Source organism: Bizionia sediminis (assembly GCF_042684585.1).
Lineage (GTDB): Bacteria > Bacteroidota > Bacteroidia > Flavobacteriales > Flavobacteriaceae > Algorimicrobium > Algorimicrobium sediminis.
Map to the genome: position 1 here is coordinate 177,523 of NZ_JBHULS010000001.1, position 16,718 is coordinate 194,240.

12 protein-coding genes are annotated in these 16,718 nt (G+C 37.8%); 3 read left to right on the forward strand and 9 right to left on the reverse strand.

What is annotated here, in order from left to right; translation table 11 throughout:
• Positions 1-30 precede the first annotated feature (30 nt).
• The 7 genes from ACFSQP_RS00725 to ACFSQP_RS00755 all read right to left on the reverse strand — a co-directional run bounded on the left by ACFSQP_RS00725 (position 31) and on the right by ACFSQP_RS00755 (position 9,515).
• The gene (locus ACFSQP_RS00725) at positions 31-2,013 is read right to left on the reverse strand and encodes a DUF349 domain-containing protein (RefSeq protein ID WP_376891058.1); all 1,983 of its coding nucleotides are present in this window, start codon (positions 2,011-2,013) and stop codon (positions 31-33) included.
• 101 nt (positions 2,014-2,114) lie between these two features.
• Positions 2,115-2,852 carry a shikimate dehydrogenase family protein gene (locus ACFSQP_RS00730; protein ID WP_376891059.1) on the reverse strand — a complete coding sequence of 246 codons (738 nt, stop codon included), beginning with the start codon at positions 2,850-2,852 and terminating at the stop codon, positions 2,115-2,117.
• On the reverse strand, positions 2,845-3,864 hold the full coding sequence (locus ACFSQP_RS00735) for a DUF368 domain-containing protein (protein ID WP_376891060.1): 1,020 nt from the start codon (positions 3,862-3,864) through the stop codon (positions 2,845-2,847). The genes ACFSQP_RS00730 and ACFSQP_RS00735 overlap by 8 nt, the downstream gene beginning before the upstream one ends.
• A 3-nt stretch (positions 3,865-3,867) precedes the next feature.
• A complete protein-coding gene (locus ACFSQP_RS00740; protein WP_376891061.1) occupies positions 3,868-4,875 on the reverse strand; it encodes a DUF368 domain-containing protein in 1,008 nt (335 codons plus the stop codon).
• 62 nt (positions 4,876-4,937) lie between these two features.
• Positions 4,938-6,320 (reverse strand): tetratricopeptide repeat protein, encoded by a 1,383-nt coding sequence (locus ACFSQP_RS00745; RefSeq protein WP_376891062.1) that lies wholly within the window; start codon positions 6,318-6,320, stop codon positions 4,938-4,940.
• A gap of 111 nt (positions 6,321-6,431) precedes the next feature.
• Complete coding sequence (locus tag ACFSQP_RS00750) at positions 6,432-7,646, reverse strand: aspartate aminotransferase family protein (protein ID WP_376891063.1); 1,215 nt, start codon at positions 7,644-7,646, stop codon at positions 6,432-6,434.
• A gap of 33 nt (positions 7,647-7,679) precedes the next feature.
• Complete coding sequence (locus ACFSQP_RS00755) at positions 7,680-9,515, reverse strand: OstA-like protein (protein WP_376891064.1); 1,836 nt, start codon at positions 9,513-9,515, stop codon at positions 7,680-7,682.
• A gap of 216 nt (positions 9,516-9,731) precedes the next feature.
• On the opposite strand from ACFSQP_RS00755, the gene ACFSQP_RS00760 reads away from it, so the two are divergent.
• The 3 genes from ACFSQP_RS00760 (at position 9,732) to ACFSQP_RS00770 (ending at position 11,295) form a co-directional block, all read left to right on the forward strand.
• Positions 9,732-10,046 (forward strand): rhodanese-like domain-containing protein, encoded by a 315-nt coding sequence (locus ACFSQP_RS00760; RefSeq protein WP_376891065.1) that lies wholly within the window; start codon positions 9,732-9,734, stop codon positions 10,044-10,046.
• Positions 10,030-10,455, forward strand: coding sequence for a rhodanese-like domain-containing protein (locus ACFSQP_RS00765; RefSeq protein ID WP_376891066.1), 426 nt, complete (start codon positions 10,030-10,032; stop codon positions 10,453-10,455). Before ACFSQP_RS00760 ends, ACFSQP_RS00765 begins: the two co-directional genes overlap by 17 nt.
• Positions 10,456-10,518: 63 nt before the next feature.
• Entirely contained in the window at positions 10,519-11,295 is a 777-nt protein-coding gene (locus ACFSQP_RS00770) for a hypothetical protein (RefSeq protein WP_376891067.1), read from the forward strand.
• A 431-nt stretch (positions 11,296-11,726) separates the two neighbouring features.
• Here ACFSQP_RS00770 and htpG read toward each other — a convergent pair whose 3' ends face one another.
• Both htpG and ACFSQP_RS00780 read right to left on the reverse strand, forming a co-directional pair.
• Positions 11,727-13,634: a molecular chaperone HtpG gene (gene htpG / locus ACFSQP_RS00775; RefSeq protein ID WP_376891069.1), complete on the reverse strand. Its 1,908-nt coding sequence runs from the start codon at positions 13,632-13,634 to the stop codon at positions 11,727-11,729.
• 574 nt (positions 13,635-14,208) lie between these two features.
• On the reverse strand, positions 14,209-16,647 hold the full coding sequence (locus ACFSQP_RS00780; RefSeq protein WP_376891070.1) for an alpha/beta hydrolase family protein: 2,439 nt from the start codon (positions 16,645-16,647) through the stop codon (positions 14,209-14,211).
• Positions 16,648-16,718 lie beyond the last annotated feature (71 nt).

Below are 16,718 nucleotides of genomic sequence, written 5' to 3' on the forward strand. Positions count from 1 at the left end.
AATTAGCAGGTTTTTTTGTTGCTTTAAAACTTAATAAAGCGCCTTTATTTTTGAAAGTTTTGTTTTCCATAAATTTAGGTCTTGCTTGTGTTTAGCAATGTTTTTATGGACGTCTTGAACCAGCGGATTGTTGTCGTTTACATTCTGAAAAAACTGTAAATTGTTTTCTAACTGGTTAATTTCTGCTTTTATCTCGTTAATGCGTTTTCTAACAAATTCACGTTCGTGGTCCAATTGCCGCGAATCTTCCTTGCTACTTAAAACGTCTAATTTGGTTTCAAACTTAATTAATTCGGCTTCGGTTTTGTTTAAATTAAGCGCTTTAAAGGTGTTGTCCAAAGCCTTGTTTAGTTTGGTTTCAATGTAGCGTTTGTTAGGAGGTACAGCTCCTACAGATTTCCAGTTTTCAATAAGTGTTTTTACAGCGGCTAAATCGGTGTCTTTATTTCCTGAAAGCGCTAAATTTTTTAAATTGTCTAGCAAAGCAACCTTTTTATGGTAGGCTTCGTTGCCTTGGGCATTTGCCGCATCTTTTACTTTGTGTAAACGCTCAAAATAGTGGTTGCAAGCTGCTTTAAATTGCTTCCAAACCTTATCGCTGTTTTTCCGCGGTACATGGCCTATTTTTTTCCAATCGCTTTGGATTTTTTTCATAAGTTCTGTTGTACTTTCAAAATCCTCACTGTCTTTATGAGCTTCGGCAATATCAATTAAGGCCTGTTTTTTTTGAAGATTATCAAATTGGGTTTTCTTCAGGTTTTTATAAAAAGCATTTTTCTGTCTGTTAAAATTTCTAACAGCTTCTTTAAATTGAGCCCAAGTTTCTTCGTTTACTTTAGCAGGTACTTTGCCAGCCTTAAAAAACAAGTCGCGCAGCGTCTCTACATCTTTAATGCTATTTTGCCAAGCATTGTGCGAATTAGCCCCTTTTTCGGTTATTTTATGCAGATGTGCAATAATTTCATTTTTTACCTCTAAATTCTTCTCTTGCTCTTTTTCCTGTTCAGCAAAATACGCTTGTCTGCGATCGTGAATGGTTTTAGTAGCGGCTTTAAAGCGCTCCCAAATCTCATCTCGATGTTCTTTAGCAACTGGTCCTAGTTCTTCCTTCCACATTTTGTGCAGCACTTGTAATTCTCGGAATGCACGGTTCAAATTTGGGTCTGCGGCCAACTCTTCGGCACGCTCAATAATTTTCAGTTTCTGATCTAAATTATGCTTAAAGTCTAAATCGCGCAAATCGCGGTTTAAATGCAGATAGTCGTAAAAAATTTCTACATGGTGGTGGTAGCTATTCCAAGCGTTATTGTATTTATCGCGCGGAATTGGGCCAGCAGTTTTCCAGCGGTCTTGAAGCTCCTTAAAGGTTTTATAGGTAGAATTTATATTTTCTTCGTCGTTTAAAAGGCCTTTTATTTCTTCAATAATTTGAAGTCTGTTAGCCAGATTGGTCTTTAAATTGGTTTCAATATTTTTGTGGTAAGCGTGTAAGTTACTTTTGTATGTTTTGTAGCTATCTTTAAACTGCTTTTGCACCGGACTAGAATAAAAGAAGTCTATTTCGTTACCACCGTCGTTTAGAAACTCTTCTTTTTTCTCCTCTAATAACGCATTAAATTGGGTTTTAAACTCGGTTCTAATAGCTTCTACATGCTTTTTAATGGCTTGTACTTTGTGGTTTGCAATTAAATAATTTAATTCATCTACAAGCTCTTGCATTGATAGTTTATCGTAAGCTTTTTCGGCTATTTCATGCCTATCAGCATTGCCCTCATCTTCGGCATCTTCGGCATTGGCTTCGTCTATTTCGTTCATACCCTCGTCGCTTACGGTTGCTATAGTTGCTTCTGTTTGCACCGTTTCTGGATTAGGGGTTTGTTCTGCATCCGGAGTTACTTCCAAATTAGCAGCCTGCGTGGCTTCTTGGTTTGTACTAGCGGTATTTACTACTGTTTCGGGTTGCAATTCTGCTGGATTTCCGTCTGCTTTGGGCAGGTTATCGTGCTCTGACATGTTATACAGGTGTTAGTTTTAACTTCACTCTTGCGCTAAAGATAGCAACAACCGTAAGAAATACAAAAAGATAGCTAGTATAAATGTTTATAATGTAGCAATTAAAGGCTGTTCCAAATGGACCAGGATTTTTCTGCTTGTAGTTTAAGCATGAGCCAGCCATTTATAACCTGCGCCTTGCTAGCCCTACCGTGCCTTAAAAATTGTGTTTCCGACGGGTTGTAAATTAAATCGAATAGTATGTGGTTTTGGGTTATGTATTGGTAAGGAATAGCTGGTTTTGCCATTACGTTTGGAAAGGTTCCTAGCGGTGTGCAATTTATTATAATGGCATGGTTTTTTATTATGGTTTCCGTTAGGTCGTGGTAGCTAAAATGTGCCGGGTTAAGGGGGTTTCTGGAAACGATTTTGTAAGCTATATTTAATTGCTGCAGACTGTATGCTACGGCTTTACTAGCGCCACCTGTGCCCAAAATAAGGGCGGTTTTGTGCTTGCTTTGTAATAGCGGTTGCAGGGCTTTTGTAAAGCCAAAATAGTCTGTGTTATAACCTGTTAAACCACCATCCTTGTTTCGTTTAATGGTGTTAACGGCGCCAATTTGCTGCGCTTCTGTACTCAAGGTATTTAAATAAGGGATAATAGCTTCCTTGTAGGGAATGGTTACGTTAAAACCACAGTTGTCTGGGTTTTCTAGTAACGGCTTTACTTGTTCAATATGGCGGATATCGAAATTAAGGTATTTAGCATTAGTAATGCCTTCATTATGAAATTTGTTAGCAAAATACGTTTTAGAAAATGAGTAGGAAATATCCCTTCCAATTAAGCCAAATTTACGCATGTTGTTTGGTGGTTTTTCTACCGTATATTTCCAAGGCTAAAACAATGGCAATTCCTAACATAATATAGACTAAAGCCCAATAGGTTTCGGTGTTTAATTGTGGTAAATACCGTTCGTAATTTTCAATAATTTGTTTACCGTTAGAATCCAAAAGAGCGCTGCCATCTGCCTGATATTTAAATTTGGTTTCTTTCCAGGGCCAGACAACACCAAGCGAACCTACAATAAAGCCAATAATAGCAGCTATGGTAATGCTTCTGTAATGTTTAAGTATGTAGTTTAAAACATGCGAAAACGTAACGAGTCCAACCACCGAACCGCCAGTAAAAACAGCCAGTATTTTTAGCATTCGCAGGCGCGCTTCATTCTTTATAAAACTGAAATCGCCTTGAAGCATTTCGGCAAAGGTATCGAAAAGTGCGTTAACTGAATCGACTAACAAGAGGACGTAATTCCCTAATAAAATGAGAATAAAAGACCCTGAAAACCCTGGCAAGGTCATTCCTGAAACACTAATAATACCACAAAAAAATACAAACCAAAGATTGTCGTTTTCTGTGGCAGGATCCATAAAACTTACACTGATACCCATAATAATACCAATGCATAGCGCTGTATAGGTTTTAAGTTCCCAATCTTTAAAATCTTTACTAATGTAGTATATGGACCCGATAATCATGCCAAAAAACACGCTCCATACGTAAAGTTCGTAGTGTTTTATTAAATAGTCCAACACTTTGGATACACTAAAATAGCTGATAATCATTCCTAAAAACAAGAGACTTAAAAACCTGCCGTTTACATAGGTGTAGAAGCTTTTAAATCGGCCGTTAATAAGCAGTTTTACGGCTTTGGCATTAAATTTTTGTAGCGAGTAAATAAACTCTTCGTAAAATCCGGCAACAAAAGCGACCACGCCACCCGACACGCCAGGAACCTTATTAGCGGCTCCCATACCTAGTCCCTTTAAGATGAGGAAAACTTTATCGGATAGGGTTCTGGTGCGTTGCATAGTTTATTGTTTGTTTCCTAAACGCTCTAAAATAAAAATGGTTAAAAACCCAGCAAGCATGAGTGCTAGCGCTGGCAATATTTGCGGATCTACACCATTATTTTGAAGGGCATATGTTTGAGGCGATACGCTAGCTTCGGAAATGAGTTTTAACGAATCGAAGTCTACTAACTGCTGTTGATAAAGCGTTAAATTACCATAGGACGTTATATCTGTTAACTTTAATACGGTTCCACTATCTTTTTCCATGACCAAATTGGTAAGTTTCCAAGGCCATATTTTATTAAGGGAACCAAAAATAAAGCCGGTAAGCAAGGCCAACGTAATATTATGATAATTTTTAAAAAGCCATTTTAATACGCGACTAAAACTTAATAAGCCAACTAAAGCACCACTGGCAAATAAGGCTATCCGTTGCCAATCGAAATCATGAAACGCATCGGTTAGGGTTTTGTAGGCACCTAAAATTAGCAAAATAAAAGAGCCTGAGATACCTGGCAAAATCATAGCGCAAATGGCTATGGCTCCAGCAAAAAACAGAAAAAAAGGCGATTCGTTACTGGCCGATAAGGGTAATTCTGTAATAATGTAGGCTAAAATGGTTCCTAAAATTAGGGCCACAATAGTACCCGCACGCCAAATAGTAATTTGTTTGGCTACAAAATAAATGCTGGCAATTATTAATCCGAAGAAAAAAGACCAAATAAGCACCGGATGGTACTCTATAAGATATTTGGCCAAACGCATAAAAGAGACAAAGCTAATAACAAGACCTAATAATAAGGCAACTAAAAAGTTTCCGTTTAATGCCTTCCAAAAGGCAAAAAAACCCGATTGCCTCCATATTTTTAAAAGGCTTAAATTAACATTGCTTATGGTGCTAATAAGTTCCTCATAAATACCAGAAATAAAAGCAATGGTGCCCCCAGAAACACCAGGAACGGCGTCGGCTGCGCCCATTGCAGCGCCTTTAAGGGATATAAGTAGGTAATTGGATAAGCGTCTTGGCATGATTTATTTTTCTGTAAAGCGCTTCAAAGGTAACTAATTTATGTTACACAAACCATGCAAATCTAGGCTTTCAAAGCACTTTTTAGCTGTTGCGATTTATAAATATTTGGAAACAATTCCTCTAAAATAATAGCGTATTCTGCATTAAAACGCAGTCCATTTTTTAGATGGTAAAACCCCTTTTCAGTTTCGTGCAGTTGGTAATACAATCCGGCTAAACGAAACTCTATTTCAGCATTTTCAGGATAAAACTCCGATGCCTGCAACAGGTTGTAAATGGCGCCTTGCGGCTCGCCTAATTGCAATAAAATATCGGCACGTGTTAGCCAAGTGCTTAACTCGTAACTGCCTAATTCTATGGCTTTTTTGTAGCCTTTTTCAGCCTCCTCTAAATAGTTTAAACGCTCGTTAATTTGAGCAAACAATTTCCAGTAGGCAATATTTTCGGCATCTATATTTAGTGCTTTATTTATGTAGTATAAGGATTTTTGATAGTTTTTTTGTTGGTTGTAAAACTTGGTAATTGCTATCCAACCTTTATCCAGCAACGGGTCTTCTTCTACGGTTTTGTAAAAATACTGAACGGCTAAATCGTTGTTTTTTAATTTTTGATAACACATGCCAATACGCAATAAGGCAAAGGAAGTAGGGTCGTCCAGTTCCAGCGTAATGTTGTAGTTTTCGATTGCTTCCTCGTAGCGTTTTAATTTTTCTAAAACTTTACCTTTTTCTAGATAGGCTCCAATAAAACCGTCGTCTGAAATGATTGCAAATTCGAAAGCAGATAGGGCTTTTTCGTAAGCTTTTAAATCCATAAATTGCTTTCCTAGTTGGTGCCAAGCAACCTCGCAATATGGATTTCGTTCTAAATACAGGTTCAGGTATTTAATGGCTTCCTCGTGTTGTTCTAAATAATCGAAACAGTATATAATGTTATGTAGTGCCGAATAGTCTTCAATATCGGACTCTAGGCATTTCATAAAATTATTTTTAGCCTCTTCAAATTCATCTAAAAACAAATATTCCATACCTATTAGCGAGTAAATATCGGTAGGGTCTTCGGTCATTTTTAAGGCTTTTTTAAGAACCTCAATGGCTTTTTTATGGTTGTCTCGTTTCGATAAAATATTGGCTTTCTGGATGTATATTTCCTCGTTTAAGGGTTCTAGCAAATACAATTCGTTAATTAAATTGTCTGCTTTTTCAAGGTTGTTTTCAAACACATATATTTCTACTCTAAAAAGTTGCAAATTAATAGAGGAGGGGTGTTGTTCTAACCCTAGTTTTATGGCTTTTTTAGCACGTGCTATTTTGCCATGATTAAGATAATGATGAATGATATTATCAAATTCATCCGAGTCGAAAAACAATACATTGTTTGTTTTTAACATGGACTCGAAACGGTTTAGCGATAATTTGTTATTCTCGTTTGGATTTAACTCCATAAGCGGTTTTCTAGTTTTCCTTTTCTAAATTACAGGTTCTAATTGGGGTTCTGGAATTTTAGGGGTAAATGTTTTTAACAAAGTAATCAACAATTAGGCCAATTACGTCGTTTACTGGCTAATTGGCAGTGGGTTAAATTCCTTGTTTTCTAAAATAGCATCCAATATTGTTGTAATAATTTTACAACCTGCTTTAATTTCATCCTTACTAATGGTTAGCGGTGGTGTAATTCTTATAGCTTTGGTTTCAAATAACAGCCAAAATAGTATTAATCCGGCCTTTTGAGCTTCTAATACCACTTGGTTTGTTATTTCTGCTGAAACTGTTAATGCCGCTAACATGAGTCCGCGGCCACGAATTTCTGTTATTAGTGGGTGTTTTAAATGTTCTCTGAAAATAGCTTCTTTTTCTAGTGTTTCGGCCATTAAATTGGTGTTAACAACCTCCAATAATGTGGCATGCGCTGCGGCCGCAATTACGGGATGGCCGCCAAAAGTTGTTATATGACCTAATTTGGGGTTGTCCTGTAGCAAACGCATAACATGAGTGGAAGCTGTAAATGCACCTATGGGCATACCACCACCTAAACCTTTACCCGTAACCAAAATATCTGGCACACAATTATAATGCTCGAAAGCAAAAAGTTTGCCGGTCCGGCCAATACCGGGTTGAATTTCATCTAAAATAAGCATGGCACCAACAGCTTCACATTGTTTTTTTACTTTTTCCAAATACTTGTTTTCTGGTACAATAAAACCAGCACCACCTTGAATGGTTTCCAAAATTACCGCTGCTGTTTTATGGGTAATATGGGTAATATCGGAAAGCTTATTAAAGGTTATAAAACGAACATCTGGTACAAGTGGTCGAAACGCTTTTTTTCGCTCTTCAAAACCCATAACGCTTAATGAGCCCATGGTATTGCCATGATAGGCATGGTGAGCCGCAATAATTTCACTTCGGCCTGTGGCACGTCTGGCTAGTTTTAAAGCGCCCTCTACGGCTTCTGTACCCGAGTTGGTTAAGTAAGTTGTTTGCAAGCTGGCAGGTAAATGTTGTGCCATTAGCTTTGTAAGGGCTACGGCGGACTCCTGGATGTATTCGCCATATACCATAACATGTAAGTACTTATCTAATTGGTTTTTTATTGCAGCAACCACTTTGGGATGTTTGTGCCCCAAAGTACAGGCCGATACACCGGCAACAAAATCTAAAAAAGCCTTTTGGTTGGTATCGTAAATGTAGGAACCTTCGGCATGCGACACCTCCATGGCTAATGGATGTGGCGATGTTTGGGCTTGAAAGGTGTAAAAATCTGTTTTCACGAGTTGTAAACGTATCAGTAAGTTATCAATTAATTATTCGGGTTTCTTTACGTTAATAAGGGTGTTTTGTAAAGCGTCTGACTTGTTTTTATGGGCGTTTGGATTTCGTTTGTTTTCAGGGATATTTCTAGAGGCTTTTGATGGGGTTTCATGATCGCCCGCTTCTTTTGGTTTTTTTTGGTTTGTATTAGCATCTGCTTTTTCAACCCGTTTTAATAAGGCTTCGTCAAAAAATTCTTCTTGCGGCACGTAATCGTCCAAGCCTTTTATTTTCGGCAGCTCCAAAGGTGGGTCTTCACTAAAAAGGTCTTCCACACTTTTTGGCCGTTCGTCCTCGCGCCAAACAAAGCCTCTTAATAAGCGGCCATTTTCTGGAAATTGCGAATCGGGAATCATGGTAGCATCTGGAGACATGTAGCGAATAAATTGTTCTATTTCGCCGTCGGAAAATAAAATAGAAATCTGACCAGATTTGGCTTTGTCTATACCAATGAGGTCGTTTTCATCGTTTCGGGCATAAAAAATAGATTCAGCGTTTTTATCAATATCCACTTTTTTTAAATTGTTTTGTGCATCAAACAAACCAACCAGTGTTTTACCTTTTACTTGGTTATAACCGTTTTCGCTTAAGGTGTCTTTACTAACTACAAAGGCATTTTCAAATACAAAAAGCGAATCTATTTTCTCGGTTTTCGGATTGGATTTTATATGTATGGTGTCTCCCGTCATTTGGTTTTGTAAATTCCAAATTATGGGATCGCGCCTGTTTGCAAAAGCATCTGCAGGGGCCAAACGTTTTAAATTAATTAACTGTGTTAAGCCTGTAGCGTGATTTACATGAACAGAGTCGGCCTTACCGCTCATATCAGATTTATAAAATTTAGCATTTCTGAATGCGCGCGTAATGCGTTTGTCTGGTTGGCCTGTAACCATTAAAGTATCGGCGTGCATGTATATAGAATCGTTTTCTTGCACCGTTATAGCCAACGCACGTTTTGTTATAAAAACAGAATCCTTGTCCTTATAAATTTCGGCATAATGCCCCTTTATAATGCTGTTATTAATGGTATCTGTTACCTTAATATTGTTTGTAGCCGAGGCAAAACTTCTGCCATTATCAAAAAACATGCTATCGCCCTCAAAAATCCTATTGTCGTAATCTATTCGGGTGTTTTTAACGCCATAGCCTAATTTGTTTTCCGTATCATAAAACCCTTTTTCGCAGTAGGTTTTACTGGCATCGGTTACAATGGTAGACGGACCAAATAAATAGGCGTGCCCAGTTTCAGAATAAAAATCTAATTGGTTGGTGTTAATTACATAGTCTGGGTGATTGAGTACCACCGAATTTACAAATTGATATTTTTGGGCATTCATATAATACCTGCCAATAGTACTGGTAATTACGCCAGAAGAATCGCGTGCTACTCGTCCGCCGCTTTTGTAATAGGATTCTTGTTTTAAGCGGTCCAAATAAAGCGTATCTGTGGTTAAAACCGAATTGGGTTCTTCCAATACCACTTGGCCACTAGCAAAAGCTAATTGGGTTTTTCCGCTGTATTCCACGTATTTGGCTGTCATGGTTATACTATCGCCTTGCTTCATGGTAACGTTTCCAAAGGCCTCTACAAAATTTTCATTGCTGTATAAATTGGCTTGGTCGCACCACATGTCTATACCTTCATGAATTACATGTATCTGGCCAGAATCATCGCGTGTCATAACTTTTAAGCCCGGTTCTACGGCATCGTCAAAATTCAAAAAACCAGAGTACACAATCTGAATTTGTTTGGGTTGCTGCGCTAAAACCACATTGGAAACCAAAAGGCACGCAAAAACAGTAACATATACTAAAGCTGAATACTTCAAACTACAAAATTTGTGTCAAAAATAATCATTAAAATGACGTGTTTGGGTGCTTTGTGAATATTTTAATAGAAATTTCAGTTGCGTTTTTCTGGTAAGTAGTACGCTTCATTATAAATTGAAACTGGTATTAAGATGTGTTTAAAAGGAGCGTTTGCCTTTGTTTTTTTGGTGCATAAACCGAATAAATAGTAAGTTTGCGAAAATTAAACTTTAATTATGACAGATTTAACCCAAACAGCATGGCAAGAACAGCTGGAAAATGACAGCCAAGCAGTGATAGTAGATGTTCGTACCGAGGCAGAAATAGCCGAAGGGAAAATTCCAAACGCGCTGGAAATGGATATTTATCAACCACAGGAGTTTATGGATAAGCTACAGGCCTTGGATAAAACCAAAAACTATTATGTGTATTGCAGATCTGGCGGCCGTAGCGCACAAGCCTGCGCCCTTATGAATCAGTTGGGCATTGAAAACGCCTATAATTTAATGGGTGGTTTTACCGATTGGACTGGCGATGTGGTTATACCTTAAACAATTAAACCCTCAAAAGGTTATTTCTATATATTTACTTTTTGTGGTATTAGTAGTTAGCTCCTGTAATGAGGCAGCCCATAATGGAGGTGTTCAGGTGGTTTCCACGCAAGACGTACAAGCACTTTTAGCGGACAACACCGTGCAACGTGTAGATATCCGAACACCTAAAGAGTTTGCAGCAGGAGCTATTTCTGGTTTTCAAAATATCAACTTTTTAGCACCTAGTTTTAATGCAGCTATACAGAAATTAAATCCACAACAGCCCATATTAATTTACTGTCAGTTAGGCGGGCGCAGTGCCTTGTGCGCGCAAAAACTTAAAGAAGCTGGTTTTAAAACAATATACGATTACAAAGGTGGCATGGCAGCCTGGACGCAAGCGGGTCTTAAAGTGGTTACCCCTTAAACTTTTAATTTGGTTTCTTAATTGGTAAGCATTACATTTATTAATTAAACCCCCAAGTGTACCATGAAAAAGCTAACAATTTGCGCTCTGCTAGTTCTGTTTGCCGTATTAAGAGCCCAAGCACAAAAATCAGACCCTCAACCAAGTACGGAAGTAGATGCCTCCAAACCTACCAATTTATACACCCAGGTTAATACCTTAATGGAATTTACCAAGCTTAAAAACGGTACGCGTTTATATGGCTTCCGCGGTAATTTACAATATTCCTTCAATCCAGATAATTTAATTCTGGCCGAAATACCTTTACTATACAATAACCAAACAACAGCTTTTGGATTAAGCGACATTCGTGTACGTTATTTTGGTGTTGTAAAGCGGGTGCAAACGCCCGAAAAATTTTCGGTTGTAGCCCCTTTTATAGATGTTACCCTGCCAACAGGAAGCTTTAAAGACGGTTTAGGAAGTAGTAGTTTGGTAATAGGAGCTGGTGTTGTGTACGGTTTTGCTGCAGCTAAAAACATAAGTATGTTTCCCGGGTTAAGTGTGGTACATGTTACAAAACCCAGCGCCTCAACAATTCCTGAATCTTTAAAATTTTCAAGCACAGGGTTTTCAACACAGGTAAACATGAGTATCAGCTTTACAAAAACATGGTTTTTATTTGTAAATCCAATAGCCACCGTTTTGCATGGCAATAATAACTGGAAAACAACCTGGACAGGCGAGTTTAACCTAAACCACATGGTTGTACCAAACAAGCTAAAAGCCAACTTGGGCTATTTTCCTAATTTTACATACCACAGTAACACCATTAGGGCAGGTGCCACCTTTTATCTATAAATATTTGGGGTGTTTCTTTATTTTTTGGGCAATTGCTAAAGCACCGGGCTTTGTGCTATATCTTTTTAAAACAAACAACCTGTAGCCCTTATAAGCATTGCTCCAGTAGCCTAACCTGGTTTTTTATCAGCTAGCTGTTTAGGGGTTTAAAAAGGATGCCGCTGCAATCCCTATTGCGAAAACAGGTTTATGGCTTTATTAATTCTTTTTAATCCGTAATACTGGTAATATCTATTTCAATTTTTGTAAAATTTCGGAATATTCTCTTTTCTGGTGTGTTACATGTAATTTTCAATTTTTATCGGTTTTTTTGGTTCCTGTGGTACAACGTATTGCATAGCAATTTATGTTAGGTATAGGGATATAAGTGTATAAAAAAACCACTTCCGTAAAGAAGTGGTTTTAAACTATTAATTATCTAGCTGGTAAGCTTATTTTAATAAATCGTAGCTACGTTTAATAAAGTTGGTTAGCTCTTCGCCTTTTAATAAACCTTGCGACAGTCGTGCCAAATCCAAACTTTGCGAAATTAATCGCTCTTGTTTTTTCTTGGTTTTGGTTTCTAAAATGTCACTAACCAAAGCCGAATTGGTATTAACCACCAAGTTGTACATTTCTGGCATATTACCCATGCCAAACATGCCACCACCGGTTTGCTGCATTTCCTTCATACGTCGCATAAACTCGGGTTGCGTAATCATAAAAGGCGTAGCTTCGCTATCCATGGCTTCCAGTTGTACCATAAATTTTTCCGCAGGAATAACGTCTTTTAATAAACCTTCTAAAGCTTCTTTTTGCTCATCCGATAGTTTTGAAATTTTGGTATCTTCGGTTTTAATTAAATTATCAATATGGTCTGCATCCACACGCGAGAAGGTAATGTTTTCTTTAGTAGATTCTAATTTTTGCATTAAATGCGAAACAATTGGAGAATCGAGTAACAGTACCTCGTAATTTTTGGCTTTTGCAGCTTCAATATAACTGTGTTGCTCTTCTTTATTAGACGCATACAGAATAACTAATTTGCCATCTTTGTCTGTTTGTTTGGCCTTTATGGCATTAAACAATTCCTCGTAGGTATAATATTTGCCGTCTACTGTTGGATACAGGGCAAAGGCGTCTGCTTTGTCAAAAAATTTCTCTTCAGATAGCATGCCATATTCAATAACAATTTTAATATCGTCCCACTTTTTCTCAAAATCTTCACGATTGTTATTAAAAAGCGATTTTAATTTGTCGGCAACTTTACGGGTTATGTAAGACGAAATTTTCTTAACGGCGCCATCTGCTTGCAGGTAGCTACGCGATACGTTTAATGGAATATCTGGCGAATCAATTACCCCGCGCAACATGGTTAAAAATTCAGGTACAATGCCTTCTACATTATCTGTTACAAACACCTGATTTTGGTATAATTGAATTTTATCCTTTTGAATGTTAAGGTCGTTGGTCATTTTTGGGAAATACAAAATACCCGTTAAGTTAAATGGGTAATCTACATTTAAATGAATGTGAAACAACGGCTCCTCAAACTGCATTGGATAAAGTTCGCGGTAAAAGTTAGAATAGTCCGCATCCTCTAAATCGGCGGGTGTTTTGGTCCACGCTGGATTTGGATTGTTTATAATATTATCTACCGTAATTTGTTTGTGTGGCTCGGTCGTTTCCTTACCATCCTTATCGGTTGTTGTTTTTGGGGTAAAATCGGGGTCGTTTATTTCCTTGGTTCCAAACTTAATTGGAATAGGCATAAACTTATTGTACTTTAAAAGTAACTCTCTAATTCTGGCTTCCTCTAAAAATTCTGTTGAGTCCTCTGCTATGTGTAAAATAATTTCTGTGCCACGTTCGGTTTTATCGGCAGTTTCTAGAGTAAACTCTGGCGAGCCATCGCAAATCCAATGAGCAGCAGGTTCGTCTTTATAAGATTTGGTTATAATTTCTACTTTTTCTGCTACCATAAAAGCCGAATAAAACCCAAGTCCAAAATGACCAATAATTCCGGAGTCCTTGGCAGAATCTTTGTACTTATCTAAAAATTCTTCTGCACCAGAAAAGGCTACCTGATTAATGTATTTTTCAACTTCGGTGGCAGTCATACCCAAACCTTGATCGATGATGTGTAATTTTTTACCTTCTTTATCAATCTTAACTTCAATTTGAGGGTTTCCATAAGCCACGGTAGCTTCACCTATACTGGTTAAATGCTTAAGTTTTAGCGTCGCATCGGTTGCGTTACTAATTAACTCACGTAAAAATATTTCGTGATCGCTGTATAAAAACTTTTTAATGAGTGGAAAGATATTCTCTACCGATACATTAATGTTTCCTTTTGCCATAAATTTGATGTATTTAGTTGCTTCCACAGAGGTGGAAAAGTGTTAAACATTTTGTTTGGTGTTGGATGTCAAAAAAAGTACCAAGTATAAAAACGTGACAAACTGACACTGTTAAAGTGAAAAAATGCCATTACTGACTACAAAAGCCTTTTTGCGGTACCTGGGGAAGCACATCTAAATAGGTTGTGTTATTTGAAATGTTTTTTCTGCTGTAATGGCCGTTATACTGAAAATAATACCTGGGCGCGTTTAACATGTAGTTGCCCAAAACAAAAACTATTTCTTACTATTAAAAAAACAGGAGCATGGTCTGTGTTGCACAACTTATTTTAACCTCTGTTTGGTTATTGGTGTTCCCAAAAGTGTTTAATAAATAGCGCAGAGACAAAAGTTAATAGGGGGCTTAATATACAGATAAGCCTATTTAGTTGCTTACTATATAAAAACAAGTTCCTAAAAAGCAGGTGTTTAATTAAATATTGTATGCTACACATGGCGTATTTTACTACCTAATTTGAAGTAAAATTGTAGGGTAGTTACTTTTTAGGAACCTGTTTGTTTGGTTTATAACTAGTTAGTTTTGGCTGGTTTTGTTGGTGTTAATTTCTTTGTTTTTAACATGGGTTTCCAGCCATTCATCCTGTTCCCACAGCATGTGTAAAATAGATTCTTTTGCAGCATACCCATGACTTTCTTTTGGTAACATTACTAAACGTACAGGGGCACCCAAGCCTTTTAGGGCATTAAAGTATCGTTCGCTTTGTAATGGATACGTACCCGAGTTATTATCGGCCTCTCCGTGAATAAGAAGTAGTGGCGTTTTCATTTTATCGGCGTGCATAAAAGGCGACATGTTATAATAAATTTCTGGAGCTTCCCAGTAGTTGCGCTCTTCACTCTGAAAGCCAAACGGTGTTAAAGTCCGGTTATATGCGCCACTTCGTGCAATTCCGGCTGCAAACAAATTGGAGTGCGACAGTAAATTTGCTGTCATAAACGCGCCATAACTATGGCCACCAACTGCCACACGGTTTCTATCTATATACCCCATAGCATCTACGGCATCTATAGCAGCCTTGCCGTTAGCAATAAGTTGTTTTATAAAACTGTCGTTTGGTTCTTCATTGCCTTCACCAATAATTGGAAAAGCTGCATCGTCCAGCACCACATAACCTCTGGTAACCCAATATATTGGCGAACCATAATACGGATACGTAAATTCGTTGGAGCTAGAGGTGTTTTGTCCGGCGCTGCTTTTATCTTTGTATTCGCGTGGATAAGCCCATAAAATCATCGGATATTTTTTGCCTTCTTCAAAATTGGTAGGTAAATACAGCGTGCCCGATAAATCCAATCCATCGGCACGTTTGTAGCTTATCACTTCTTTTTTAACATTCTGAATACTTTTAAATGGGTTTTCAAAAGTAGTTAGTGGTATTAGTCGGTTTCGTTTGTTAATATTTCGGATGTAGTAATTAGGAAATTCGTTTTTCGACTCTATTCGCACTAAATAGGTGCCATCTTGGGTGTTTATGGCAGAGCTAATACTCTCTAATTTGTCGGTTAAACGAGATTGGTACAAGCGCTTTGTTTTTTGCGATTCTAAATTTATTTCATCTATAAACGGAAATTTTCCGGCATCGCTATACCCATCGCCAATTAAATAGGCTTTATTGGCATGTAGGTCCAATACGTACTCGTTAAATTTGTTTTTTGTGTAAACAAAACTACCTGGGTTGCTATACACATCTTGGTAATTTCTATCAAACAACACAGTAGCTTCTTGGTCTGGGTTGGACGGATTAAACACATAGGTGCGTGTATTTCTGGTATTCCACCAATAATCTGTTGCAATGGCCACATTGTCTGTACCCCAAATAATACCTCTAAAGCGGTCTTTTGTTTTTAATAGCGATGTCACTGCTCCGTTAAACGGTGCATCTTGTTGAAACACTTCATCCCGATAAGGCACTTCGTTACTTGGGTCGCCACCATCCAAAACTTCAGCCCAATATAAGGTAGCTGGTTTGTCGTTACGCCAGTTTAAGTCGCGCATTCCGGTACGTTCTGCCATAAAACCTTGTGGTAAATCTTCTATTAGCGGAACCTGTAACATGGTTTTTACTAAATCGCCATTAGCTTTATAAACCGAAGTTTTTGAAGGAAATCTGTAATAAGGTACTAAATAAGAAAACGGTTTATCTATAGTTGTTATTAACACATAGTTCCCATCTGGCGAAAACGAGATGCCCCTGTACATGGCTTCCCCTTTCCATAGGGTGGTAATGCCATCTAGCGTTACTTTGTATAACACCGATTGCGCTAATTGTTCAAAATTATGCTCGTCGTTTTTATTTTTAAGCAAATCCTGATAGGTTCTATTTTGGGCTTTTACACCAGCCGTACTGGTAGAAATAGTTGGTCCTGTTGGCACTGCCTCTTTGGTGTTTATTAACGGTTTTTTCGTTTCGGATAACATGGTTACCAACAGGGCTTCACTGTTTTTTAGCCACACCGCCGGATTGCCCATATTGGCATTTAAATTAGGTTTGGTTAGCTTGGTAGCACGGGCATTGGCAATGGTTAGGAGCCACAATTCTGTTCCGTTGGCAACAGTATTGGTAAAGGTCATATATTCTTGGTTAGGCGCCCATAAAAAATTGGCAAACCTGCCATTTTCAGGTAATCCAGATACGGCTTTAGGTTGCCCTTTTTGATTGTGTTTTACCTTTATATTATTGTAAAAACGGGTTCGGCTGCCAATATTGGTTTCCGGGTTTATTCGCAATCCGCCCAAACGCATTTCGGTTTCAGACAGCTCTTCAATAGTTTTGTAGGCACTGCGGTACAGAAATACAATGTTTTTACCTTCGCTATCCATTCTAATACTTGGTGCCAAAGGAGCTTCGGCCAATTCAAGGATGTTGTCGTGTGGTTTTTGGTAACCCAAGTTTTCTTGTGCATAGCCCGTAATAACAAAAAAGAGTAGTAAACAAATGTGTAAGAATCTCATAATGAACGTGTATTTTTTTGAACTCTGAAATATACGGAAAACTACCCTATTTGCGGTGATGCCTTTCTATG